The sequence below is a fragment of the Pedobacter changchengzhani genome (assembly GCF_004354365.1).
GTDB lineage: Bacteria > Bacteroidota > Bacteroidia > Sphingobacteriales > Sphingobacteriaceae > Pedobacter > Pedobacter changchengzhani.
Window position 1 is genome coordinate 316,496 of sequence record NZ_SJCY01000002.1, and the last position, 25,906, is coordinate 342,401.

General features: G+C 34.2%; 28 protein-coding genes. 8 read left to right on the top strand and 20 right to left on the bottom strand.

Annotation, left to right across the window (positions count from 1 at the left end):
* Nucleotides 1–15 precede the first annotated feature (15 nt).
* Nucleotides 16–1,209 carry a hypothetical protein gene (locus EZJ43_RS04175; protein WP_133261415.1) on the bottom strand — a complete coding sequence of 398 codons (1,194 nt, stop codon included), beginning with the start codon at nt 1,207–1,209 and terminating at the stop codon, nt 16–18.
* 104 nt (nt 1,210–1,313) lie between these two features.
* On the opposite strand from EZJ43_RS04175, the gene EZJ43_RS04180 reads away from it, so the two are divergent.
* The gene (locus tag EZJ43_RS04180) at nt 1,314–2,711 is read left to right on the top strand and encodes an aldehyde dehydrogenase family protein (protein WP_133261416.1); all 1,398 of its coding nucleotides are present in this window, start codon (nt 1,314–1,316) and stop codon (nt 2,709–2,711) included.
* A 78-nt stretch (nt 2,712–2,789) separates the two neighbouring features.
* Here EZJ43_RS04180 and EZJ43_RS04185 read toward each other — a convergent pair whose 3' ends face one another.
* From EZJ43_RS04185 to EZJ43_RS04200, 4 genes are all read right to left on the bottom strand, one after another.
* Nucleotides 2,790–3,293 (bottom strand): DUF3347 domain-containing protein, encoded by a 504-nt coding sequence (locus EZJ43_RS04185; RefSeq protein ID WP_133261417.1) that lies wholly within the window; start codon nt 3,291–3,293, stop codon nt 2,790–2,792.
* Between the two features lie 7 nt (nt 3,294–3,300).
* Nucleotides 3,301–4,113, bottom strand: coding sequence for a hypothetical protein (locus tag EZJ43_RS04190; RefSeq protein ID WP_133261418.1), 813 nt, complete (start codon nt 4,111–4,113; stop codon nt 3,301–3,303).
* Between the two features lie 2 nt (nt 4,114–4,115).
* Nucleotides 4,116–4,649: a heavy-metal-associated domain-containing protein gene (locus EZJ43_RS04195; RefSeq protein ID WP_165953082.1), complete on the bottom strand. Its 534-nt coding sequence runs from the start codon at nt 4,647–4,649 to the stop codon at nt 4,116–4,118.
* A gap of 106 nt (nt 4,650–4,755) precedes the next feature.
* Nucleotides 4,756–5,160, bottom strand: a complete 405-nt coding sequence (locus tag EZJ43_RS04200; protein WP_133261420.1) for an HYC_CC_PP family protein — start codon at nt 5,158–5,160, stop codon at nt 4,756–4,758.
* 94 nt (nt 5,161–5,254) lie between these two features.
* Between EZJ43_RS04200 and EZJ43_RS04205 the strand changes: the two genes are divergently transcribed.
* Nucleotides 5,255–5,962, top strand: coding sequence for a peptidylprolyl isomerase (locus EZJ43_RS04205; RefSeq protein WP_133261421.1), 708 nt, complete (start codon nt 5,255–5,257; stop codon nt 5,960–5,962).
* A gap of 10 nt (nt 5,963–5,972) precedes the next feature.
* Nucleotides 5,973–6,425: a hypothetical protein gene (locus tag EZJ43_RS04210; RefSeq protein ID WP_133261422.1), complete on the top strand. Its 453-nt coding sequence runs from the start codon at nt 5,973–5,975 to the stop codon at nt 6,423–6,425.
* An 86-nt stretch (nt 6,426–6,511) separates the two neighbouring features.
* On the opposite strand, the gene EZJ43_RS04215 is transcribed toward EZJ43_RS04210, so the two are convergent.
* Nucleotides 6,512–6,742, bottom strand: coding sequence for a hypothetical protein (locus tag EZJ43_RS04215; protein WP_133261423.1), 231 nt, complete (start codon nt 6,740–6,742; stop codon nt 6,512–6,514).
* A 69-nt stretch (nt 6,743–6,811) separates the two neighbouring features.
* Between EZJ43_RS04215 and EZJ43_RS04220 the strand changes: the two genes are divergently transcribed.
* Complete coding sequence (locus EZJ43_RS04220; protein ID WP_133261424.1) at nt 6,812–7,579, top strand: exodeoxyribonuclease III; 768 nt, start codon at nt 6,812–6,814, stop codon at nt 7,577–7,579.
* A gap of 26 nt (nt 7,580–7,605) precedes the next feature.
* Here the strand turns inward: EZJ43_RS04220 and EZJ43_RS04225 are convergent, their stop codons facing one another.
* The 6 genes from EZJ43_RS04225 to proB form a co-directional block, all read right to left on the bottom strand.
* A complete protein-coding gene (locus EZJ43_RS04225) occupies nt 7,606–8,025 on the bottom strand; it encodes a hypothetical protein (RefSeq protein ID WP_133261425.1) in 420 nt (139 codons plus the stop codon).
* Between the two features lie 9 nt (nt 8,026–8,034).
* Complete coding sequence (locus EZJ43_RS17035) at nt 8,035–8,193, bottom strand: hypothetical protein (RefSeq protein WP_165953083.1); 159 nt, start codon at nt 8,191–8,193, stop codon at nt 8,035–8,037.
* Nucleotides 8,187–8,762, bottom strand: a complete 576-nt coding sequence (locus EZJ43_RS04230; protein WP_133261426.1) for a 5-formyltetrahydrofolate cyclo-ligase — start codon at nt 8,760–8,762, stop codon at nt 8,187–8,189. Before EZJ43_RS04230 ends, EZJ43_RS17035 begins: the two co-directional genes overlap by 7 nt.
* Nucleotides 8,763–9,073: 311 nt before the next feature.
* Nucleotides 9,074–9,634: an elongation factor P gene (efp, locus tag EZJ43_RS04235; RefSeq protein ID WP_133261427.1), complete on the bottom strand. Its 561-nt coding sequence runs from the start codon at nt 9,632–9,634 to the stop codon at nt 9,074–9,076.
* A gap of 97 nt (nt 9,635–9,731) precedes the next feature.
* Nucleotides 9,732–10,979: a glutamate-5-semialdehyde dehydrogenase gene (locus EZJ43_RS04240; RefSeq protein ID WP_133261428.1), complete on the bottom strand. Its 1,248-nt coding sequence runs from the start codon at nt 10,977–10,979 to the stop codon at nt 9,732–9,734.
* A gap of 801 nt (nt 10,980–11,780) precedes the next feature.
* Complete coding sequence (gene proB, locus EZJ43_RS04245; RefSeq protein ID WP_133261429.1) at nt 11,781–12,860, bottom strand: glutamate 5-kinase; 1,080 nt, start codon at nt 12,858–12,860, stop codon at nt 11,781–11,783.
* A gap of 345 nt (nt 12,861–13,205) precedes the next feature.
* Here proB and EZJ43_RS04250 point away from each other — a divergent pair, with 345 nt between their 5' ends.
* Complete coding sequence (locus tag EZJ43_RS04250; RefSeq protein WP_243718036.1) at nt 13,206–15,284, top strand: S9 family peptidase; 2,079 nt, start codon at nt 13,206–13,208, stop codon at nt 15,282–15,284.
* Between the two features lie 108 nt (nt 15,285–15,392).
* A complete protein-coding gene (locus EZJ43_RS04255; protein WP_133261431.1) occupies nt 15,393–15,845 on the top strand; it encodes a hypothetical protein in 453 nt (150 codons plus the stop codon).
* Between the two features lie 299 nt (nt 15,846–16,144).
* Here the strand turns inward: EZJ43_RS04255 and EZJ43_RS04260 are convergent, their stop codons facing one another.
* From EZJ43_RS04260 to EZJ43_RS04275, 4 genes are all read right to left on the bottom strand, one after another.
* Nucleotides 16,145–16,558: a hypothetical protein gene (locus EZJ43_RS04260; RefSeq protein WP_133261432.1), complete on the bottom strand. Its 414-nt coding sequence runs from the start codon at nt 16,556–16,558 to the stop codon at nt 16,145–16,147.
* 29 nt (nt 16,559–16,587) lie between these two features.
* Nucleotides 16,588–16,947, bottom strand: coding sequence for a hypothetical protein (locus EZJ43_RS04265; protein WP_133261433.1), 360 nt, complete (start codon nt 16,945–16,947; stop codon nt 16,588–16,590).
* A 136-nt stretch (nt 16,948–17,083) separates the two neighbouring features.
* Nucleotides 17,084–17,857: a HEPN domain-containing protein gene (locus EZJ43_RS04270; protein WP_133261434.1), complete on the bottom strand. Its 774-nt coding sequence runs from the start codon at nt 17,855–17,857 to the stop codon at nt 17,084–17,086.
* A complete protein-coding gene (locus EZJ43_RS04275) occupies nt 17,850–19,019 on the bottom strand; it encodes a DUF262 domain-containing protein (RefSeq protein WP_133261435.1) in 1,170 nt (389 codons plus the stop codon). Before EZJ43_RS04275 ends, EZJ43_RS04270 begins: the two co-directional genes overlap by 8 nt.
* 346 nt (nt 19,020–19,365) lie before the next feature.
* Here EZJ43_RS04275 and EZJ43_RS04280 point away from each other — a divergent pair, with 346 nt between their 5' ends.
* Together EZJ43_RS04280 and def are read left to right on the top strand one after the other, a co-directional pair.
* Nucleotides 19,366–20,598, top strand: coding sequence for a M16 family metallopeptidase (locus tag EZJ43_RS04280; protein ID WP_133261601.1), 1,233 nt, complete (start codon nt 19,366–19,368; stop codon nt 20,596–20,598).
* 158 nt (nt 20,599–20,756) lie between these two features.
* On the top strand, nt 20,757–21,317 hold the full coding sequence (def, locus tag EZJ43_RS04285) for a peptide deformylase (RefSeq protein WP_133261436.1): 561 nt from the start codon (nt 20,757–20,759) through the stop codon (nt 21,315–21,317).
* Nucleotides 21,318–21,440: 123 nt separating this feature from the next.
* Here the strand turns inward: def and EZJ43_RS04290 are convergent, their stop codons facing one another.
* The 4 genes from EZJ43_RS04290 to EZJ43_RS04305 form a co-directional block, all read right to left on the bottom strand.
* Nucleotides 21,441–23,645: a S41 family peptidase gene (locus EZJ43_RS04290; RefSeq protein WP_133261437.1), complete on the bottom strand. Its 2,205-nt coding sequence runs from the start codon at nt 23,643–23,645 to the stop codon at nt 21,441–21,443.
* Between the two features lie 108 nt (nt 23,646–23,753).
* The gene (locus EZJ43_RS04295) at nt 23,754–24,389 is read right to left on the bottom strand and encodes a hypothetical protein (protein WP_133261438.1); all 636 of its coding nucleotides are present in this window, start codon (nt 24,387–24,389) and stop codon (nt 23,754–23,756) included.
* 52 nt (nt 24,390–24,441) lie between these two features.
* Nucleotides 24,442–24,687 carry a NifU family protein gene (locus tag EZJ43_RS04300; RefSeq protein ID WP_133261439.1) on the bottom strand — a complete coding sequence of 82 codons (246 nt, stop codon included), beginning with the start codon at nt 24,685–24,687 and terminating at the stop codon, nt 24,442–24,444.
* Between the two features lie 36 nt (nt 24,688–24,723).
* Nucleotides 24,724–25,797 carry an Mrp/NBP35 family ATP-binding protein gene (locus EZJ43_RS04305; RefSeq protein ID WP_133261440.1) on the bottom strand — a complete coding sequence of 358 codons (1,074 nt, stop codon included), beginning with the start codon at nt 25,795–25,797 and terminating at the stop codon, nt 24,724–24,726.
* Nucleotides 25,798–25,906: the final 109 nt, after the last annotated feature.

A 25,906-nucleotide genomic window follows, 5' to 3' on the forward strand; every position in this document is an offset into this window, starting at 1 on the left:
GTAATCAATTTGCGCTTACCTTAAAATTCGCCCTGTTCTATCAACTTGTATAAAATCAAATGGATTTAGGTAAACACTAACCAAGGCAGAAAATTCTCTACGTGTTAACAATTTTTTCATATCAAAATTCGACTTAAAACCATAAACTTTTAGCCAATCTTTTTCGAGTGCTAATTTGGTTGCTTCTGGCGATTTATTACCTAATGCGGCAACTAAAGAGATGCTATTCTCTAAATTTATAGGTACATCAACATGGTCGTCGAACCAAATTTGTGCTTTGTAATAATAATCTTTTAAAGGTTGTTTAATTTCATTGTAGGTAACCAATTCATCAGGATTGAATAACAATTTGCCATTTTTAAATTCTCCTTTTAGCAAGCCAGTTGTGGCTACTTTTTGTATCGCCAACCAATTAGAATCGGTAACCCTAATATCTTCAAAAGGTAACAGGGCACATTTATAAGTAAGTAATTCGATTTGAATCTTTTTTAAATTTGACAAACTTGTTTTGGTGTTAAAAAACGCAGCATACGAGGCTGTTGCTCCTGCTGCTTGGCCAACTTCAAAATAATCGGTAGGGATGTATATTAAATTTTCTTGATTGGGAATTAATAAGTTCGAAAGCGGTAAAAAGCTTGGCTGGTTAGTTTTATTAACTCCAGCAATTGAAGTCCGGTAAAGGTTATCGCCATAACTAAAAGCATTAACTTCAGCCGGTTTAATAGCATCAATTTTCAGCACCTTTAAAAGATTATCAGATGGTTCTGCAAGCACTAAAACTTTAGCCTTAATATCAGTGCCATTACTAAGTTTAATTTTCCAACCGCTTCCAGCTCGTTTAATCTCGGTATAGGAAATGTTATTTATAACTTTAAAAGTTGTTGAACTGTCTGACCATTTATTAATAACGACGTTCGACATTTGAAAGTTAAAAGGAGGCAATGCCACACTATCGGGCAATTTAAGCGATTTTCTTGCCTGCTTCACAAACGCTATTGATGTTCCATTTTCATCCAACGTAAATAAATCGTCTAACTTAAAACCATCGCTTTGCGTTAAAGCCGTAACGTTTACCGATGAAAGGTTGGCTTGTACTACCGCAGCAAATGCAGCATTGCCATTGCCAATAACCAATACATCTGTTTTAATATTTTGCGCTTGTATTAAAAATGGAAATAGGAGCAGTGAAATAAAAAATAATCTTTTCATATTCAAAATTACGATTTGTAGCAATATGACTTAAAAGGGTGAATTTTTAATGAATTGGCATCAAATTTAACTAAATTTAACTTAAACAGTAATATACGTTATTTATGGTTAAAGAGATTATTTCGGTGTTTGAACAGCAACAAAAGCATAAGTTTGAATTGCGTAAAACAGATGCCAAAACTAGAATCGAGAAATTAAAACGTTTAAAAGAATTTATTGAAAACAACGAAGAAGACATTTATGCAGCCTTAGAAAAAGATTTGAGGAAAAGCAGGTTTGAGAGTGCTGTTACGGAGTTGATATTTACCTACATGGAAATAGACCATGCTGTAAAAAAATTGAAAGGTTGGATGAAGCCAAAAAGTGCATCAAGAACTTTGAGCAATTTTTTCGCAAGTAATAAATTATATTATGAGCCCAAAGGCGTTTGCTTAATTATTGCGCCATGGAATTACCCATTTCAATTAATTATGAGTCCGCTTATTTCTGCCATCGCAGCCGGTAACTGTGTGATGTTAAAGCCTTCGGAAATTAGTTCTGCCACGGCCAACGTAATAAATAAGCTTATTACCAAATGTTTTGATAAGCATGAAATTGCATGTTTTGAAGGCGATGCCGAGGTTTCTACAGCGTTATTGAAGTTGCCTTTCGACCATATTTTTTTCACAGGAAGCACAGCTATTGGAAAAGTAGTTATGGAAGCGGCTTCTAAAAACTTAACTTCGGTTACTTTAGAATTAGGTGGAAAATCGCCCGTAATTATTGATGATACTGCTGATTTACAAAGTTCTGCAGAAAAAATAGCCTGGGGAAAATTGGTAAATGCCGGACAAACCTGTATCGCTCCAGATTATGTTTTAATTGATGAGAAGCTAGAACAAGCCTTTGTCGATTACTACAAAATAGCCGTAAAAAAATTATTTTTTAGAAATAATCAGCTCGACCTACAAATTTTTGGTAAAATTATTAACGAAAAACAATTCGAAAGGTTGGCAAACTTAATAAAAGACGCAGTTGAAAAGGGTGGGAAATTAGTTTTTGGTGGCGAGGCAGATAAAAAAACCTTAACCATCCAACCTGCATTGCTAACCGGGGTTAACCCTGAAAGTAAAATTATGGAAGAAGAAATATTCGGGCCAATCTTACCTGTAATTACCTATAAAAACTTGCAGACAGCCATCGACTTTGTAAATGCGAAGAACAAACCTTTAGCACTCTATATTTTTAGCGATAGCACACAAAATACAGCGAAAATATTGCATGAAACTTCGGCAGGTGGCACTTGCGTAAACGATGTTTTGATTCATATTAGCAACCCAAATTTACCTTTTGGCGGTGTTAACAGCAGCGGAATGGGAAGTTGCCATGGGATTTATGGATTTAAAAACTTTTCTCACGAAAGATCTGTCGTTTTTCAGTCTAAATTAGGTGTTTCCAAAATGATTTATCCGCCTTACGATGAAAAAATGGGCTTGTTAAAGTGGCTAAAGAAATTGATGTAATAAATAGAAAACTAAATGGCGGTTAAAAGTTAAATATAATTCATCTTTTAACCGCCATACCTTAAAAAATTAATGCTTTTAATTCGCTTTTAAAGTTTCAGTAACACTTCCACATTCAAACATCATTTTTCCATAATATGGATTTTCGATGCTTTCCTTTTCATTTAACCAGCTTGCTTTCGCCATTGGGCAATGCTGTATATATACAATATCGCTATTAAAGTTTATTGTTTTTACCAATTTAATCATCGGATTAGAAATTCCTTCAAAAGCTTTTCGCTGTGTGGCTATATTTTTTGCAACAGTTAATTCTTTAGCCTTAGCCTTTATCAAAGTAGATTGCTCGATCCACACTTTATGCTGGGTTTCGGGCAAATCTTGATGCGGAACAGCTTCAATTTTTGTAATAAAAACCCTTGCTTTTTCTGCAACAGAATCATTTTTATCAGTTGCTAAAGCATTTTTTAAATCGTAATATGTACTTAAAACTTGGTTTAAAGCTTCGTGAGATTTGGTTTGCGCGAAGCTAAACTTTGTTGAGAAAATGGCAATTATAGCCACCATTAAAAATATTTTTTTCATTTATATATTATTTTAAAACATTAAAGAAATTAAACTCTGCCCTTAACAAGAACATATTTTTAGCATATCTGCCATCCATATTACCCGTTGCCTGAAATCGGTAACCTAAATCAATTCTTGTGGTACTATTTAATACAACCTGCATTGCAGGTGCAATATCTAAATAAGATTGGCCACTGCTTGGATCGGTTTTACCTAAAAGCTCAACATAAGCATTAAAATTTGGTTGCTTATAATTTTTGTAAACAGTAGGCGAAACTAAATATCCAGAAGATAGACTGTAAGATAACATATTGTTTGGCATCGGCATTCCAACAATTTGCCTATCGTAATTTTTAAAAGCATGTGCGTAGCCAACAGTTGCAGATAAGGCTAATTTATGCAACAATTGCGTAAAAATTAGGCCACCTTGTAAACCACCATTATCGCCTTCCAAATTAATATCTTTCGTAAAAGTTGGCCGGTTGCTGGTGCTTACTCTTCCAAAAACCGAAGCTCTTGAATGCGTTTTAAGCGCATCAATTGAAAGAAACCTGTACTTAGCATAAAAACTACCACCTTCAACTTGATATTTTCCATCCATGTTTGATAAAAAACCTTGCGCATGCATCATTAAGTTTTTATTAAAACCGATCATAAACTCTGGCATCGTTCTCAGTGCAAAGTTAGGGTTGTTAAATTGCACTTCATTTGTGATTCTTACACCTAACGATTTTGATGGCATATTACTTGCAGGCTCAGAAAAAACAAAAAGCTCTTGTGCACGCAACCCCGTAAAACTCGTACCAATCAGTATAATGAATAATAAAATATGTTTCATTATTAAATACTTAAATGATAAATACGAGTCTTTTTGCCATTAACATTTGCCGAACCACTTGCATACGCATCAGAATTTATGCTTTTAGATTCCTTTTTAAATGCGCTGTTCGTGATAAAATCCTTATCAATCACATTGGCTTTAACCGAACCATTTAGCGTTTTGCTTTTTAAGTTCGCAAAGCGATAAACATTGCCATCAACTATCGCCTGACCTTTATCATCAATTTTAACTTGGTTGAAATTAAAATCAGCAGTTAAACCACCCACTGAAAAGCCAGCATCTTGTACTTTTTTCAGAATTAAATCTAAATTAACTTTCGCATCTTTTTTAAAGGTTAAAACGAAGATATTTTTGTTCAAATCAGGTTTAACGGATTGAATAAAACCAATAGTTTCTAATGATTTTTGTGTCGCATTTGAACACATGGAGCAGGTTAAACCCGTAACTTGTAAATCTGCTGTAGAAATTTGTTGTGCCGAAGTATTGATGGCAAAAAATAGCATAATGATGCCGAATATTTTTATAGTTTTCATATATTTTTTTATTAGAATTAAAGAAAATGTGATGTTAAGATTATCGAAAAATCGATACACTTTGTGGAAATGCAAAAAATGCATTTCAAAATTTAATCATCAAATCCTAATTCCTAAAAATACAATTGAAAATATGAAGGGAGAGCCAAGAAGACAATGGTGGCGCTTTATTGGCAATTTTACTAAAAAACTTTGGCGTAATGTTAGATAGAAACTCTAAAACGGGCGTACGTACAAAAACGCTTATAGAAAACAGTTTAGGCATTTTGATTTCAGCCTCTGTTTGGTGACTATCTTTAACCTTAATACTTACCTGTGTATTTTTACAGCAATTATCTTTTTTTAACTTTTCAGCAGGTATTTCCTTGCAAAACTTACAAGAAATTTCATTGCTAAACATTTTAACGTTCTCCAACTTTCCACCACAAAAATGCAAACTCAAAGCAAAACCAATCACACTAACCGTATATAATACGGCCAAACTAAGTGCTATTTTTTGTTTAAGTTTCATTATTACAAAGATATACGAAATAATACTGATTATAGGTTTAAATTATTTATTGAATTTCATTTTTTAGTTTAATTTCGCATTATAGCCCATCATTATGAAAAAATTCCTCCTTTTTATCTTCACTTTTTCAATGTTTTCTGCATTCGCCAGTAAACCAAAAAACCAATACGTACGCATGGTAACACCTTATGGCACGTGTATTATCAAACTTTATAACGAAACGCCTTTACACCGCGATAATTTTATCAAGCTGGTAAAAGAAGAATACTACAACGGCACAACTTTTCATCGGGTAATTAAAGATTTTATGATTCAAGGTGGTGATCCAAACTCTAAATCTGGCGACCCGGATTTGATAATTGGCGAAGGCGGCCCAAAATATACCATCCCGGCAGAAATAAATGATTCGTTATTTCATAAAAAAGGTGCTTTAGGTGCAGCAAGAGAGAGTGATGATGTAAACCCTTTAAAAGCATCGAGTGGTAGTCAGTTTTATTTAGTGCAGGGAAAAGTTTTTAACGACGACCAGCTGAATACATTGGAACAAAAACGATTGAAGTTTAAATTGCCCGAATGGCAAAGACAGGTTTATAAAACCGTAGGTGGCGCGCCACATTTAGATAGAAATTATACTGTTTTTGGTGAAATTGTTGAAGGTTTGGATGTTGTTGATAAAATTGCGGCTGTAGAAACGGGTACAAATGACAGGCCAAAACAAGATGTAAGGATAGAAGTTTCTATGCTGAGGAAACGAGAAGCAAAGAAATTGGAAAAACTCTTACTAAAGAACTTAGCTAAATAATTTTGTGATTGTGATAGCAGAAAACCCTCCCTCAGAAACTGTAATTTATCAATCAAAGCGATATAATATTTTGAGGATAATCGGTAGCCTCCTTCCACTCGGTTTTGGTTTTTCTATATTTTTAGGTGGCGGTAGCCTTGATATAAAACCTTTACTTAGCGGTATCTTTTTTATGTTAATTGGATTTGGAATAATATACTTTTCTTATAAAGATTTGAAAAATAAAACTCCAAAACTTCTACTAAACTTCAAAGGCATTCAACTTAATGGAAAAGATTTTTATGCATGGTTAACTATTTTAGATGTAGTTATTTACACCAAACCTGGCAGAAATAGAGTGAATTGCTTAAGGTTGCAAACTGATAAAGGATTTATTGAGTGCCCGATTGATGGCTTAACAATTAACAATGTTGATTTACAATTATTGATTAGGGCTTACAGAAGAAAAGCGCAAAGTAAGTAGTTGCATTTTCCCATCGTATATCCTCAACGACCGAAAATCTAGAATAACATATAAAGTTTCATAAGCTTCTTCTGAAAATATTATCTCTAACTCCATCTTTGAGCCAGTCTCTTTTTTACTTCTTCAAATGAAATTATTTTACCTTCTTCTGATTGTAATAAGCTTTTTCTAATCCCATCTTGAACATTTTGTGATAAACTCTCGATAATTGTCCTTTCATGATTAGTTAAAAGAATATCTAATTCCGACAGAAGGTTTTCATCATCAGTTTCAAAAACTTTTTTAGCAATTTCAATTTTCAATTCTTCTATACTCATAAACAAATTTAACGAAACGAAATATCAAATACTAAACCTTTGTTCTTTTATTTTCTAAATTTACAGTCGATGAAAATCATATCTTACAACGTAAACGGAATTAGAGCAGCAAGTACTAAAAACTTTTTTGGTTGGTTACAAGCCACTAATGCGGATATGGTTTGTTTGCAAGAAGTGAAGGCTTTAATTATCCAAATTCCCGAAATTATTGCGTTGATTGAGCAATTGGGCTACTACCATTATTGGTTTGCCGCAGAAAAGAAAGGATATAGTGGCGTAGCAATATTAACAAAGTTAAAGCCTAATTATATAGAATACGGGTGTGGCGAAGAATGGATTGATAAGGAAGGTAGAATTTTAAGGGCCGACTTTGATAATTTCTCTTTAATGAGTTTGTACATGCCGTCGGGCTCGAGTGGCGAGGAAAGACAATTAAAGAAATATGAGTTTATGCGTTTTTTCGATGGATATATTGGTACACTTCGTATTCAGTTTCCAAACCTTATTATAAGTGGCGATTACAACATTTGCCATACCGCGATGGATATTCACAATCCAAAATCAAATGCAAATTCATCTGGTTTTTTACCGCAAGAAAGAGCATGGATGCAAGTATTTTTAGAAAATGGTTTTATCGATGCCTTTCGGCATTTTAATAAAGATCCTCACCATTATACTTGGTGGAGTTACCGAGCAGGTGCAAGAACTAAAAATTTGGGTTGGCGTATTGATTATCATTTGGTTACCAAGCCAATGGAAAATCGCCTAAAAAATGTTAGAATTTTACCCGACGCAATACACTCCGATCATTGTCCGGTTTTGTTAGAAATAGACTAAAATAATTAACCGATTTAGCTGAAACGCTAATTTATAAAAACTGCTAAAATAATAACAGTCGCTAGTACAATGAAAAATGGAATTAGCACTTGTTTATTGGCATTATCTCTTTCTAAATCTGTAGCCTGCAAGTAATTATTTACGTGCGTATTGAAATGATCTTGATTGCCAATTGTTGACGAAAGCAAAAAATATAATCCAGCCATAAGTGGTATTGCTAACATTTTACCAATAAATTTCCCTGTAAAATTTAACATAAAACCGCTTCGTTGCAAAATGTGCTCAAAGCCGGGGATGTGGATTAGGATTAACAGGAAGCAGATCATAATCATAATACCAAAAGCAGCTAAAAAAATATTACCATTAAAGCGTCCTTTTGAACCATCTTTTCCTACTTTTAAAACATCATTATATTGGCTACCGTAGAGTGCGTCTAAAAAAGTCATATTAATAATTTATAAGTGTTCTGCCTCGTATTTTTCGCCAGCTTTTAACATCAGCTCAATTTGCTTTTTATCCTCTTCTGTTAACTCTTCTTTCTCTTGCAATTCAAAAACTGCAATCATGTTGTCTTCATATTGCTTTTCTGTTTTAATGCTGATTTCTTTTAACATGATGTGGTGTAAAATTTAATAATATTTGTGGGTGTGATGCATAAATCTAATCGAATGTCGTTTTCATTCACATCATCAATTTTATCTATCGCACTGAACAAAGATAATCCTATTTTTTGAGCATTTGAGTTTTGAAGAAAACGATCGTAAAAGCCCTTTCCATACCCAACTCTATAACCTTTTTTATCGAATGCAATTAAGGGAGTAATAACCATATCAACGTCTTCATTATGAATTCTACCGTTTTGTGGCTCTAAAATATTGTAGTGATTTTTGTGTAAATCATCTTTTCCTAAATATTGATGATGAGACATTAGCGAAGTTTCAAAATCGGCTTTAGGGATAATTATTTTAATTTCTGGATGATTTCTCTGCAGCCAATCAATCAATAAAAAAGTATCTGGTTCTTTTTTTTCAGCAATTGGCAAAAAGATATGAAGCGTTTTAATTTTGCTAAAACTTATAGATTGGAATTGCGCTAAAAGCTGTAGATTTAATACATCAAATTCTTGATTGGTCAATGACAACCGGTTTTTTAAGGCTTGCTTTCTAATTTCGGCTTTTTGCATAGGTATCAAATTTATAACTTTTTTAATAATTTGCCTTTTTATTGCATTTGGCAACCCGTATTTTTTGCACAAGCCTAAATTTATAAACCCGATGGCACGGAAAGCCCCTCCCGATAATTATCGGGATTCTCGGGCTTGGAGGTACAGCGGGAGGACAGTTTCCGAAGAATTACTGAACGTTCGTTTTCAAAAGAAAAAATTATTTTGAATTTTCTTAATTTCAAGCTAGAAACAAATATTCCGCACTAATTTTTCATAAAAAAAGCCCTTAAAAATAACTTAAGGGCTTTCTAATATTAAAAGAGTTTTTATTATTTCACACGCTCAACATATTCTCCCGTGCGGGTATCAACTTTAATTTTATCGCCTTGGTTAACAAACATTGGCACTTTCACTTCTACTCCATTTTCTAAAGTAGCGGCTTTTAATGCGTTGGTAGATGTATCGCCTTTAACTGCAGGTTCAGAATATGTAATTTCGAACTCCGCAAAATTTGGTAATTGGCCCATAATCGGTTCATCACTTTCTATCGAAACGATAACATTCATGCCTTCTTTTAAAAACTTAATAGAAGAACCAAACAAAGCTTTTTCTACGTTAAACTGTTCGTAGTTGTTATTGTCCATAACCACCAAATAATCGCCCTCTTCGTACAGATATTGATAATCGTTGGTTTCTACGCGACAAATTTCTACAGCTTCATCAGTGTTCATGCGGGCTTCAACCAATCTGCCACTTTTAATGTTGCGGAATTTACCGGTATAAAATGCTCCACCTTTACCTGGTGTACGGTGGTTCCATTCTTCTACTGATACCAATTCTCCGTTTAAACGTAAAATATTTCCGTTTTTTATTTCTGATGCTTTTGCCATAACGTGTTAAAAATATTGACTTTATATTTTACCTGTCAATTTGATTCATGCAAAGTTAAAAACTATTTTTAATGTTCAATCGTGTTTTTAAAATATGTTATTTTCTTATTTGTCCATTTCCTCTAACCACCCATTTATAGCTGGTTAATTCTTCTAAACCCATTGGTCCGCGGGCATGAAGTTTTTGTGTGCTGATGCCAATTTCTGCGCCTAAACCAAACTGTGCGCCATCGGTAAAACCAGTTGATGCATTTGCATAAACCGCAGCCGCATCTACCTGGTTTAAAAATTCAGCAATATTTTCTGCATCTTCAGAAATTATGGCCTCGCTATGCTTAGAACTAAATTCGGCTATGTGATTTAAAGCTTCCTCTAAATTCTCCACAACTTTAACAGCCAGTTTTAACGATAAAAACTCTGTTCCAAAATGTTCGGGTTTTGCTTGGTTTAGCAAGGCTGATGGATAAGTTGATTTTAAACTTTCATAGCTTTTTTCATCGGCAAAAATTTCTACTTCGGCATTGGCCAAAGGCGATAATAGTGAAGGCAAATCTGATATTCTACTTTGATGAATTAGCACACAATCTAACGAGTTGCAAACGCTTACTCTTCTAGTCTTGGCGTTAAAAATGATTTCTTTTCCTTTTTCCAAATCGGCAGTTTCATCGAAATAAGTATGCACAATGCCCGCACCCGTTTCAATTACAGGGATTTTGCTGTGCTCGCGAACGTAATTAATAAGCGATTGGCTTCCGCGTGGAATTAGCACATCTACAAACCCACGGGCATTTAATAATGCTTCGGTTGCTGCCCTTTCTGCTGGTAATAAAGTCAACACATCTACATTTATTTCGTGTTTTTTTAACACATTGTGGATGATTTTTGTAATCGCAAGATTCGAAAATTCTGCATCGCTTCCGCCTTTTAATACCGCAACATTACCAGTTTTGAAACAAAGTGAAAATACATCGGCAGTTACGTTTGGGCGGGCTTCGTAAATAACGCCAACTACGCCGAGTGGCACACGTACTTTTTGGATATTTAAACCATTATCTAAATTGTTTTCTGATAAAATTTCACTAAGCGGATTTACCAACTTTGCAACATTTTGCATATCCTCGGCAATTGCTTTTATTCTATCCGAAGTTAATTTTAAGCGATCATATTTTGGATCTTCGATCGGCATTTTTGCTAAATCTTTATCATTTTCTAACAAAATTTCTTCACTATTTTTTACCAAAGCCAAAGCCAAATCGGTTAAAACCAAATTGATTTTTTCTTTTGATAAGCTTATTAAATTTCGAGTTGCTTTTTTAGCATTTTCGAAGTATGTTGTGTAGTTCATTTTCTAGTATCAAGTAGTGAGTATCAAGTATCAAGATTTGCAGGTCGTTAATTCTAATTTTTTTAACCACCGAGTTCACGGAATTTTTACACCGAGAAAACCGAGGCTTTCTTTTGAAGCATTGCACCAAAATTTCTCTGTGTTACGCTGTGTCTTTTTTCTTTGTGTCCGCTGTGGTTCACTTTTTTAACCACCGAGTTAACGGAGTTTTTACACCGAGAAAACCGAGGCTTTCTTTTTAAGCATTGCAACAAAATTTCTCTGTGTTACGCTGTGCCTTTTTTCTTTGTGTCCGCTGTGGTTCACTTTTTTAACCACCGAGTTAACGGAGTTTTTACACCGAGAAAACCGAGGCTTTGTTTTTAAGCATTGCAACAAAATTTCTCTGTGTTACGCTGTGCCTTTTTTCTTTGTGTCCGCTGTGGTTCACTTTTTTAACCACCGAGTTCACAGAGTTTTTACACCGAGAAAACCGAGGCTTTCTTTTTAAGCATTGCAACAAAATTTCTCTGTGTTACGCTGTGCCTTTTTTCTTTGTGTCCGCTGTGGTTCACTTTTTTAACCACCGAGTTCACAGAGTTTTTACACCGAGAAAACCGAGGCTTTGTTTTTAAGCATTGCAACAAAATTTCTCTGTGTTACGCTGTGCCTTTTTTCTTTGTGTCCGCTGTGGTTCAATTTTTTAACCACCGAGTTAACGGAGTTTTTCACAGCGTACATAGCGGTATTATTTTAAAAAAGCTTCTCTGTGTTACGCTGTGTCTTTTTTCTTTGTGTCCTCTGTGGTTAAATAGTTAAATATTAAATAGACGAATAAAAGTAATCGTAATGCACCAAAGCCTTCTGTTTCTTTTGGCCAATTCTTTCTCTTGCTTTATCCGATCCGTATTCGGCAATGCCTAAACCAATTAATTGGTTTTTTTCATCGATAATTTTAATAATATCCCCTTTTAAAAAATCGGTTTGTATTTCTATAATTCCAATAGGGAGTAAACTGCTGGCTTTGCCTGAGGTTAAAACTGCTTTTGCGCCATCGTTAAGTTTCACAATCCCTGTTGCTGCCGTTTCTGAATGTGCTAACCATTTTTTCTTGCCCGATTTAATCTTTTCAGGAACAAAATGCGTGTGAACAACCTCATTATTTAATAAATCAGTAAGTATATCATCTGCCGTTCCGTTGGCAATATGCACATTAATGCCGAGTTTTGCCACTTTTTGCGCCATTGTCGATTTGGTAACCATGCCGCCTCTACCAAAAGAAGATTTGCCGATCTGTATAAAGGATGCTAAGTTAGAAACCGGTCCAGTAATTTCTTGTATAACTTCTGATGTTGCTAATTTCGGATCGCCGTTGTATATGCCATTTACATTTGATAATATTATAAGCGCATCAGCATTTAGCATAGAAGCAATTAAACCCGCGAGTTCATCATTATCGGTAAACATCAATTCAGTAACCGATACCACATCGTTTTCATTCACAACCGGGATCACATCGTTCTGTAGCAATATTTGCAAACAATTTTTCATGTTTAGGTAGTGCGCACGATCGCGAAAATCTTCTTTAGTTACCAAAACCTGAGCACACTTAATGTGGTGGTTTGCAAAGAAATTTGAATACGTATTAATTAATTTTACCTGGCCAATGGCTGCTAAAAGTTGCCTTGTGGTAACAGCATCTTGTTTTTCTGAAACTTTTATCAAACTTCGGCCGGCTGCAACCGCGCCCGATGAAACCAGAATAACTTCTATACCCTGTGCTTTAATCGCTGCCAGTTGATCTACCAAATGATTAATTCTAACCTCATCAGGTAAACCATTTGCCTGCGTAATTACATTCGAGCCAACTTTAACAACTATTTTTTTATAACCTAGTTTCATTCTTAATGTACAATCAATTTAATGTTGCAATTTAACATCTATTTTTTTAATTGATGTGATAATTGATTTTAGGACGAATTTTTTTGAATATTGTAATTTTTACAATCTTGCTAGGAACAAACTTTGTTTTTAAACCCGACAGTAGCGAGCACGGAGTGTAACGAAGTAAAGCGGATGGCGGGGCTGTACAAGCCTATGAAATACAGACCGTAATTTTTCAAAATAAAATGCTTTAAAAAAATCATAAATTGCGTAACCTAAACAAAGTGAAATATGAAATATATCTTACCTAGCTTATTTTTGCTGGCAACAGTTTCAGCTTGCAATAACCCTAAGAAAATAGAAATGGAAAAAATAAATTGGCCCGATGCAAAACCGCCAATCGCCGAGGTTATCCCTCATAGTAGAACAATTAACGGCGATACAGTAATAGACAACTATTATTGGATGATTGATTATTTTAAGAAAGGGCCAGACAGCACAAAAGCAGTTGATTATTTAAAAGCAGAAAATGCTTATTTAGATACCATGATGAAGGGAACGGAGAAATTCCAATCGGATTTATTTACCGAAATGAAAGGCCGTATTAAAGAGAAAGATGAATCGGTTCCGGTTTTTAAAAATGGTTATTTCTATTATACCCGTACAGATGATGGCAAACAGTATTTTAAATATTGCAGAAAAAAAGGAAGTTTAACCGCTAAGGAAGAAGTTTTATTGGATGTTGATGAATTGGCAAAAGGGCATGCATATTATAATGCTTCAGGCTTCAGTATCAGTCCGGATAATAAATTATTGGCTTTTGGGGTTGATAAAGTTTCGCGCAGGCAGTACGTTATTTATGTAAAAAATTTAGCAACCGGCGAGGTATATAAAGATGCTGTAAGTAATGCAGAAAATGAGGTGGCTTGGGCAAACGACAATAAAACTTTCTTTTATACGTCGAAAAATCCGACTACATTATTGAGTGAAAAAATTAAAAAACACACTTTAGGAACGGATGCTAAAAACGATGTTACGGTATATGATGAGAAAGACAAATCGAATTATATCGGCGTTATGACATCAAAAAACGGTAAATATATTTTTATAGGTTCGCAATCAACTTTAACAACCGAATATAGAATGATTGACGCCGACCACCCAGAAGCACCTTTTAAAATTTTTGCACCACGAGCTAAAGATGTTTTGTACGAAGTTTTGCCTGTTGATGATAAGTTTTATATCGTAACCAACTGGGATGCGAAAAATTTCCGTTTGATGGAATGTCCGTTAGATAAAACTGGTAAGGAAAATTGGAAAGAAGTTATTCCGAACCGAACAGATGTTTTGTTGGAGCATGCCGAAGAATTTAAAGATTATATTGTTTTATCCGAACGTAAAAACGGATTATCAGAATTGCAGGTTTTAAAAAATGATGGTACGGGCCATTATATCAAATTTGAGGAGCCCGTTTATACTGCCCAAACGGGTGCTAATCCAGCGTATAATAGTAAAACATTCCGCTACATTTACACTTCGCTTACCACGCCAAATTCTACTTACGATTATAATTTGGAAACCAAAGATAAGCAGTTAATGAAACAGCAGGAAGTTGTTGGTGGCTATAATGCGAAAGATTATGTAACTGAACGGGTTTTCGCAACAGCAAAGGATGGCACAAAAATTCCGATCGCTTTGGTGTATAAAAAGGGATTTGAAAAAAATGGACAATCGCCATTGTTGCTTTATGGATATGGCTCTTACGGTTCAAATTCTGATGCTTACTTCTCAACGGCGAGATTAAGTTTTTTGGATAGAGGTTTTGCTTTTGCGGTTGCAAATATTCGTGGCGGACAAGAAATGGGACGCCAATGGTATGAAGACGGCAAATTGATGAAAAAGAAAAATACTTTCACTGATTTTATTGCTGCAGGCGAATTTTTAATTGATCAAAAATATACGTCAAAAAAACATTTATATGCCAATGGTGGCAGTGCGGGTGGATTGTTGATGGGTGCAATAGTAAATATGGCCCCCGATTTATGGAATGGCGTAATTGCCGATGTGCCTTTTGTAGATGTGGTAAATACCATGTTGGATGAAAGTATTCCGCTAACTACAAATGAATTTGATGAATGGGGCAACCCCAAAGGTAAAGAAGCTTACGATTACATGAAAAGTTATTCTCCTTATGAAAACGTAACGCAGAAAGCCTATCCAAATATGTTGGTTACTACAGGTTTGCACGATAGCCAAGTGCAGTATTTTGAGCCTGCAAAATGGGTGGCAAAACTAAGAGCAAATAAAACCGATAAAAATGTTTTGTTGCTAAGAACAAATATGGAATTTGGTCATGGTGGCGCATCTGGCCGATTTGATTATTTAAAAGACGTAGCACTGAGATGGGCGTTTCTATTTAAATTGGAAGGCATAAGTAAATAAAGTATTTTTAGCTTCGATAACAATCCGTTATTTTTGTTATCGAAGTTTTTCAATTTATTCACTTTAGAAAAAACAGTTAACTTATTTTCAACTACACACCACTCACAAATGAACTCAAAACTGAAAACACTACAAATTATACACTTGGCGCTTTCTACTGGCGTATTTCTTTTTGCCGCAGTTACTATTTTAATAAGTAAAGATGAATTAATTTTTGATGCTAATTTTGAAACCACTTCACCATTTAATCCGATATTTCCAATTATAGCTTTGGCAGGCGTTTTTGCAAGCATGGTAATTTTTAGAAAATCGCTTGTAAAAATTGACCGTACATTAAGTTTAGATTCGAAGATTCTGCAATACCAAACGGCGTTTATTGTAAGTGCAGCTTTGTTAGAAGGTGGCGCATTGCTTAATATTGTTGGTTGTATGCTTACTAAAAATGCGTTCTTCTTAATTTTTGCAGGTATATGTTTGTTCTTTTTGATTAGAAGCCGACCTACAAAAGATAAATTGATTAGAGAATTGGAATTGCAATATCCAGAAACGGAGGAATTGTAAATTGATGAATAATTGAGTTGGAGTAACTAAATTTTTAATTGAGATAGTCTGCTGTTATTTTTGCTAAATCATTTTGAAGACCAGATGCTTCTATTCTTGGCGTATTAATCCATTTTTTTGGAGATAAATTCCTAAACTTAAAGTTACGTCTTTGATTGTCAGATTTATATCACCGCACTGAACTAAATAATTAACGAAAAACCTAAGTTGAACCACCGTCAGCCATTTGCGCAAATCTACTATTATGCGTAGTTTTTATTGAGTTCTATTTAGTGCAATTTATGCTTTCATGTTTAATTTCAATTGTCAATTTGTATTTCGTAAGTTTTACCATCTTCGCCTTGAACACTTGCATTCCCATCTTCGTCGATATCTGCGTAAGATATATGATCGCTGTCTAAATAACCATCATTTGGGAAATTTATTTGAACAACTTGGCAGTCTTGAACTTCAACATCTAGGGTATAAGTAGCTGAGTACCCAGTGTCTGAATTATTATAGTCAACATTAGCAGAATATGTTCCATCTTCAAATTTACACCCTGATGTATAATCTGAATTTTCATCGTTGTTCCCTTCATCATGTGATTGATTTGAGGAATTAGATTCGATGCTTTCAGGCTCACTAGGCGAAGAAGTGTTTTCTGAAGAAGAATTATTTTTCTTTTGCTTTTCTGAATTAGAACTGCAAGCAAATAGACAAAATATAACCATTAAAAGGATTAGAGCTTTTTCTTTCATGATTAATCAATAAAAATAATTTCTCCTCTATCGTATCCATAATTACTTTTTACAACCAAAATAATATCTTCTCGGTTGGCATATTCAGAGCAATATGTGGTTTCAATAAAAATATCTTTTCCGTCTACTTTATATAGATTAGATGCCTTACGAGTAACAGATAATTTATATTTTCCCTCGTCTATTTTTGTAGGAATTAAAATAGCTTCTGCTTCTTCAAGCTCTCCATCAGTCGTTAATACTTTTACTCCACTTTCGGGTTCAACCGACTTATAAATATTTTTAATGTCACAACTAGTTTCAACATATGAAAATGTTGAGAAAAATAACAAAGTTGTTAAAGTTAGTAGCTGTTTTATCATTTTAGTTTCGTTTGTTTAAAATTACAAATACCGTTTTCGGACTTTGCGAATACGCTGAATTAGAAGAATAAAGGTTCAATTGAGCACGAAGCCGTCATTTTGCCGAAATGATATTAGTCTCAGTTTTTTCTTTATATCAAATATTTTCTGCAATTGACTTTGGTTGCGCGTAAAGATTAAAATCACAAATGCTTTTTTCTACAGTTGTACATAATTTTATTGTGTCAATTAAATATAAAACGATGTCTGAAGCACTAATAATTTGAGTTAATTTTCCTTGACTGTGCGCGTAACTACCTCTGTATTCGGCAAGTTTTTGTAAGGAATTTAGTAACAAAGTTTCAGGAATATCTATACCAACTGGTATAAAGAGTTTTAAAATATATTTTAAAGAAGCTCCATGGTTATTGTCAACATAATTATCAAAAAATTTAACTGTTTCTTTTAGTATTTCTTTTGTATATGAGTCGCTTTTTTTTGTTAGCTCTGTGACATCTTGTAACGTTAAATTACTTCCGCTCTTGTATATTTCTGTAACTCGTTCAAGTTTTAGTTTGTGTTCCTTTAAAGCATCAGAGTTATTTCTTGAATATACAGAATAGCTACTAGATAGTACTAATGTCTTAATGAGTTGAGATATTAATAAGTTTAAGTTGTCAATTTCATCTTGAGTTGTAGGTATGCTTTCAATGAATCTTTTTGTTTTATACTTTTTATATGCATTCTTAACAGTTTTAAGTGTAAGTTTCTCAAAATACTCTTCAAGTGCTGCATGTGTTAAAACACAAAAAGCTTTTACACAATCCTCCTCTTGGGAAGTTGGTTTCAATGTTTTTATTTTTACGTGTTCTTTAAGCAATGTCAAATACAATCTATAAGAATAATGCTTTAATTCTATGATATCACTCATTGCTTTCTGGAACTAAAATTTGAGGGAAATCTTTATCGTAGGAATCATTTATTAAAGTTCGAAAGCACTCAAATCTTGTAGTAAAATTCTTCTTTGTATTTGTCGAAGATGTCAATGATTTTCTAAATTCAGAGTTGCTTTTCGATAATTCTTTAAAGCCTTCAATATACTTTGAATTATTCACTGAATTAATATCAACATCAAGTAATTGAGAAAAGTAAAATATTTGGACATCAAATACATTTCTATTGAATCTGCTTTCACCACTATACCTTCCCACATTTTCATTACCAATGATGTTTACTAACCTTACTATTCCTACATCAAATTGAGTAAGTAATTCTTTAATGTAACTGGACTTCGATTCCCAATTTTTATTAAGCTTCACTAAATTGTCATCTAAAAACCTTTTTAAGTTTCCTGAATAATCAATTAAGCTGTATCTATTCGAAATATATTTTAACAATATTTCGGCATCAATTAGTCGTTTATCGGGTTGGTCAATACCAAGTACTTTGTGTAACGGCCCTATCGACTCAGTTGATTCCATTAGGAAATCGGAAAAATCACCTTTTCTTAAAGATTGTCTTAATTCTTGCATTGATAGAGGAACAGCACCAGAGTTAAGACGATAAAAAATTTCGTATAAAATATCATCAGTCGATTGATTAAAAACAACCGTACATCTAATATCAGAATTTTGAAAGGCTCTGTTGTTGTCATTATTTACTTCTTGTGAAAGTAGTTCAACGGTCATACCATTCAATGATGGTTTTAGCCTTAAATCTCTCAAGATAGGTTTGTCCCAATACTTATATTTTTCGTGGTCAATGAAACCGGCTATAGTCAGTAATCTTTGTTTGCCGTCAAGGACGACAAATTTATTTTTTTCTGTGTGACTTTCTGCTAAGACAATTGATGGAACAGGTAGTTTCAAGATTAAAGACTCAATTAATCTACTTCGTTTTTCATCAGTCCAAGCATTTCGCCTTTGGAATTTAGGATTGAGTTCTATGTTACCTTGTTTTATTTGATTATAAATAGTTTCAACAGTCCAATCTCTCGAATAGGTCTTAATGTTTTCAGATAACACTATTGACATATCCTCAATAATTTCTTTGTTAGATTCTACAATTTCATTGTCTAAATTAGTGCTTTCCATTTTAATGCTTTTTTATATTGGTACTGTCTTTCTTGTTAGGTAAAATTACTACTAAATTACATATATCACCTACAAATACTCGCTACCACAACTGTTTTAGGTTATGTTACGATATTTTTGCCCCTTAATTTCATCTGCAATATAAATAATTTTATAATCTATTAAGAAGACATTTTAAGCTCCAAAATTTTTTCGTCGATTTTTAAGTTTATATTCTAGAGAATGAAATTCTATAAATAACGATTAATTCTATCTATTCAAATTATTTTTTTTACGCCTTATATTAGAAAACTTCCAACAGCACGAATTACTGCCATTGCCAAAACAAATGTATCTTTGCATACTAATGGAGTATAATGTTCACACCCTGCCAAATGGCATCCGTATTTTACATGTGCCTTCGGCGTCAGCCATATCGCATGCCTGCATAATTGTAAATACAGGCGCTCGCGATGAACCTGAAAATAAAGCTGGTTTAGCACATTTTATCGAGCATCTTATTTTTAAACGCACTGAAAAGCGCAGTACCAATCAAATTTTAAACCGATTGGAAAGTGTTGGCGCAGATTTGAATGCCTACACTACAAAAGAATATACCTGTGTTCATGCTTCGTTTTTAAATCCTTATTTAGATAGAACATTAGACCTTTTTAACGATATTATTTTTCATTCTACCTTCCCCGAAGAGGAAATGATAAAAGAGAAAAGCGTTATTTTAGATGAAATTGCATCCTACATCGATCAGCCAGAAGAAGCCATAAATGATGATTTTGAAGATATGCTTTTTGCCGGCAATGCGCTTGGCAATAATATTTTAGGCACCATAGAAAGTGTAAGTAATTTTACAAGAGATGATGTAATCGATTTTAGGAAAAAAAGTTACCGCACCAATGAAATTATAGTGGCTGTTTTGGGTAATTATACCTTAAAAAGCGTAGTTAATAAAGGCACAAAATATTTTGCTGATGTTGTTGAAAACTGTCCAGCTAAAAATAGAATAAAACCCGAAGTTTTAAACCCCACCAATACCAATATTTATAAACCGATTATGCAATCACACTGCATATTAGGCGCACAAACCTACTCTACCTATAACAAAAAGAAGGCTGGTTTAATGTTACTTAACAACTATTTTGGTGGCAACGGAATGAGTTCGGTTTTAAATCTTCAAATTAGAGAGAAATATGGAATTGCCTACACCATCGAATCGAATTTTTCGCCACTGAGTGATACCGGAATCTTCTCCATTTATTTTGGCACGGATAAGGAAAAACATCCAAAAGCTTTATCGCTAATTTTTAAGGAAATGAAGAAGCTTAGGGATCATCCATTAAACGAAATTCAATTACAAAAGGCTAAGCATAAGTTTATTGGACAAATTGCACTGGGTGAAGAAAATAGAATCGGTTTAATTATTTCTATGGCCAAAAGCTTAATCGATCACAATAAAATAGATTCTTTACAACAGGTTTTTGAAAAAATTGATGCAGTAACCAAAGCAGAAATTGCCCAAATTGCAGATGAGGTTTTTGATTTTGACAAATTGAATATTTTTACTTTTAGTCCGATATTAGAATAATTCTTATTTTTGCACCAGAATGTGATGGGCTTAATTAGCTATTTAAAACGATTTCGTCATTGCGAGGATCGAAACAATCCAACAAACAATCGCTAATCACACCTAGCGATTTAAGATTGTTCGTTCCTCGCAATGACGGGTGAAATAAAAACAACTTAATGAAATTACCAATAGTAGCATACGGCGATCCAGTTTTGAAAAAAGTGGGTACGCACATAGATCAAGATTATCCTGAGTTAAAACAGTTAATCGCCAATATGTTCGATACGATGTATCATGCAAGTGGCGTTGGCTTGGCTGCACCACAAATTGGTTTGCCTATCCGTTTATTCATCGTCGATTTTCATGATGATGAAGAAGATGAGCCTCAATACAAGAAGGTATTTATTAATGCAGAAATTTTGGAAGAAACCGGCGAGCCCTGGAATTTTAATGAAGGTTGCTTAAGCATTCCCGATATTCGTGAAAACATCTCCCGCAGGCCAAAAATTAAGGTAAAATATTTTGATGAACATTGGGTTGAGCATATTGACGAAGTAAAAGGTATGCCGGCGCGAGTAATTCAGCATGAATACGACCATATAGAAGGTAAACTTTTTACGGATAGAGTAAGTATTCTTCGTAAAACGATGTTAAAAAGTAAATTGGATGCGATTTCTAAAGGAGATGTAAAAACCGATTACAGAATGAGGTTTCCAAATAAAAGTAAAAAGAGATAGTTTTTATTTGTAAAATGGAAGCATTTTCCCTTTTGGGATGTTACTCAAAGTAAGGATTTCAGTACATAAGTTCAATCGAACATGTTCAGGCCTAATTTTGGCAAGACATATTACCTGCTGGTTTCATTTATTTGTGATAATTTCTATGGCTTTTTCAAGTAACTCATCTTTTCCTTCTCTTATGCCTTTTAAAGTTGGTTTTACTACCACGTCTGGTACAATTCCAATCCTTTGAGTCTCTTGTCCGTTTGGATAGTAAATTCCAATACCAGAAATCATAGTTCTAAGTCCACCAGGGAGCATGATTATCGATACGTTTCCATCTGCTCCAGCAGTCGTACTTCCAACTATTGTCGTGTTATTCCCTGCCCTGAATGCCATTGCCGTATATTCAGCCTGACTTTGTGATAATTCATTTACCAAAACGACTAATTTTCCTTTGTAAGGTCGTCCTTTTCTTGGAATATCCAAATTATTAGTGAAAGTGAATTCGCCCGGATTATTAATATTGCCATTCGTAAATTTTACAAATGGCGTAGATGATGAAACAAAATAAGAGCCTAAGCTAAACGGAACAAATGTTGAGGGATAATTACGGATGTCGATTATCATGCCTTTCGTTTTGCTAAACTCATATTTTATTTTGTTAATGTCGCCTTGCTTTATGGTTTGCAATGTGACATAACCTATATTGTTTTCCAGCATTTTATAAGATTTTTCGTCACTTTTTCTATAATAACGGTAAATGTTAAGACTGTCCTTTGGGTAAAGTTTAAGTGATTTTGTTTGCGATTTAGAATTGTCGGATTTAAATTCGATGTCAACTTTCTTACCATTAGAACGTAAAAGGTCAGCCGAAATGTCTCTTAGTTTTGTTGGGAAATTTGATGCAGGATAATATTTAGATTTTTCTTTAATTAGTTCATCGATGGTTTTACCATTTATTTTGGTAATCACATCCCCAATCTTTAACCCGACTTTGCTTTTTAATTCTTCATTATAATAATCTGTTACAACTAGTTGATTTTCTATAAAACGAACATTTATTGGAGAGTAATTCGAACCTTTCCATTCTTCGATTTTATCAGCACCGCCCCAAAGATTGGCGTGTGTATCTTGGACATCTCCAATAAGCTGAAGAGCAGTCAATTCATAGCTTAATTCGTCTTTTGCATTAATAAACAATGGAATGTATTCTTTTAATTTTTTGTTCCAATCCTCGTCCATTAAGTGTTTATAAGGATAAAAGTAATTTATCATATTCCAATACCTATAAAGCGACAATAACCTAAAGCCTTCGTCTGGATACGACATTTTAGAATAAGCATTTTCGTTTTTAAACTCTGGATTTCCAACGTAAAACATCCCGATGTAATAATTGCTATCTTGAGAGCGACTGTTGTAAACTTGTAGTAATTTATTTTTTAAATCGTTATTTTGATTATCAATCCAAGAAAGGTCTGGCTTTAACCAAGAGTCTTTACCCGTTGGTTTACATTTCAGACATTTTGTTAGGTCGCCTAGTGAATTAATCCAGTTAATTATAAGTTTGTTTCTCTCTCCGCTATTTTGAACTTTAGCGTATTTTGGTAAAAACCTGAACAGTTCATAATCCCAATTATAATTTCCTTTAGCAATTTCGGGGTGATAATACTTAAGAAATCCCCAAACTCTTCCCAGTAATTCAAGATTATCTATACTTTCAGCGGACAAGTCAGAAAGTTTGACTGAAGACCCGTTATCGAACTCCTTATCAAGTTGTGCTTTTGATAACTCTTTATTTTCTTCCTTAAGCGTTTGGATATTTTTCCCGTCAATAGAAACGGTAAAATCATCAAACCAAGCTTCGCCCTTTCCCGAAAGTATTCCACCCATAAAAATCGTTTCTGCTCCTTTGGGATATTTAAGTGTTATGCTGTATTTTTGCCAATCTTTTGTTCCTGTTATTTTTTGACTCTGCATATTGTCAAAAGCTAAAGAAGTCCCGTTTCCGTCAATACGCAACAATAAACCTGCGAACCCTTTTTCAACATTTTTGATTTTCATACAACCCTCAAGTTGAATTGTAGCTCCTTTATAGTTTGCAGGTATTTTATATGCAATACTACCGAAGGAACTTCCGGCTTCGTCTGAAGTTATTTTCCCGGACTTCTTTCCTGAATGAGTGAGACTATCTATTGTCAGTTTATAATTCCCCCATTTGAACCAGCCGTCAGAAAGTACTTTTTCACTTTTTTGGTTTTCAAATCCGAGATTGTATTTTTCGGTCTTTTGTGCTTGACAACCGAAAGGGATAATTGTAAATAGTATTAATAGGATTCTGTTCATAGTCTGGTTTTTAAACTTTCAGCAAACAATTTACGGTTTACAGTCATATACATGCGCGAAGCAAAGCAAAAAAATGCTTCGTGCCTCGCAATGGCGATCTTGATTATCCTAATTATCGCCCCTACTTTTATCGCCATCAAAAATCTGTTGCATTAGTTTCCCCCATGCAAAAGGATTTAGTAATGGGTTGGTTTGAACCATGTTTTTATTAATCATTCGATCAAAATTATAACGGTAATTCTGACTGCCAATTTCCTGCCCATCGCGTGGTAAAGTTTGGATCATTCCATTTATCGATTCTCGAGAAAGGTTTTTCTTGGCAATCGCCATATCATCATCTGCAAGTTTCATCGATAGAAATTCGCGGGTAAACTCTTCTGTTGTAGCCCAAGGGAAAATGCGTACAGTTGGCAAATTAATCACTTCCGATTTCATTTTCACCATTGCGGTGTACTTATTATCTGGATTAATTACGGGTATTATCGTAGAAAATTTTTTGTAACCAATGGCGGTAAATAAAAGCGTATCGCTCGGATGAACAATCATCGTAAAATAACCCCTATAATCTGCAGCAATACGTTGATTTTTATTCGAAATATTGGTAATGGTAACATAAGGGATAACCGAAACACTATCAATATCCGTTATAATACCCGAAAATTGAATAAGGCGCTGCTGTACTGGCTTTTGTGCAAAAGCAGCTAAAGAGAAAAATATACAAAAAAGGGCTCCCCAATATTTCATTAATACAAAAGTAATTTTTATAATAAAACTTCCTTGTTAAATTGTGTTAAAGCTAATCCTGCTCGGCCATATTTATAGCCACTACCGACGTAATTTGTGGTACAGCCTTCATAATTGCTTGCTCTATGCCCGATTTCATGGTCATAAAACTCATTGGGCACGAACCACAGTTTCCTAAAAGTTTTAGCTTAACTACGCCTTCGGCTGTAATTTCTTCAACAGCAACGTCCCCTCCATCTGCCTTTAAATACGGCCTAATGGTTTCTAATGCCTGTTCTACCTGCTCTGTTAAATTCATTATAATTTTTTAAAATATAAAAATAGCAAAATTTTATCAATTGCTCGCTTGTGCGTTATTTATAGATATTTGTTGTGCAATTTTGCTTGCAATATCTCCAAATATTTCATCCAATAAAGGATTTTGGTTTAATGTTGCAGGTTTTCCGCTATCGCCCGCTTCGGCAATGCTTTGTATAATTGGTATTTCGCCAAGAAAAGGAACATCAAAACGCTCAGCAAGTACTTGCCCACCACCTTTACCAAAAATATAATACTTGTTATCGGGTAGTTCTTGTGGTGTAAAGTACGACATATTCTCAATTACGCCCAAAATTGGAATATTTATGCCCGGCATGCGAAACATGGCCAATCCTTTATGTGTATCAGCTAAAGCAACCTGTTGCGGCGTGGTAACAACTACTGCGCCCGAAATTGGGAAACTTTGCGTAATGGTAATGTGAATATCTCCTGTACCTGGCGGAAGATCTACAATTAAATAATCCAATTCGCCCCAGTTGGTATCGTTAAATAATTGCTTTACTGCATTTGAAGCCATTGGCCCACGCCACGGCACCGGCTGACCAGGATCTGCAAAAAACCCTAACGAAAGCAATTTAATGCCATATTTTTCGATTGGTAAAATTTTTGTTTTCCCCTCTGCTGTTTCTTCTGCACCTGGTTTTGCGTGCACCAAATCGAACATAGTAGGTATTGATGGGCCGTAAATATCAGCATCTACTAAACCAACTTTTGCGCCATCTTTTGCCAAAGTTACCGCCAAGTTACTCGCCACCGTCGATTTTCCTACACCGCCCTTGCCTGATGAAACTAGGATTATATTTTTAATTTGATCTAACGAATTTGAATTTACAGGTTGCGTAACACGCGAAGTTACATTTATAGAAATTTCGGCCTCGGCATCAACAAAATGTTTAATCGCATTTGTACACGCATTCTTTAACATGTCTTTCATTGGGCATGCCGGCGTAGTTAATTCGAGGGTAAAACTTACTTTTTTATCAACGATGTTTAAATCCTTAATCATGTTTAAGGTAACCAAATCTTTTTTAAGGTCTGGGTCTTCTACATTTTTAAGTGCATCTAATACTTGTTGTGGGTTAATTTGCATCTTATCGATTTTATAAATCCAAAATTAACAAAACATCGCTATAAAAACTTTTATTTAGGCTTTTTAACTGTAATTTTAACACGAAATAAACATTTATTTGTTACGTTTA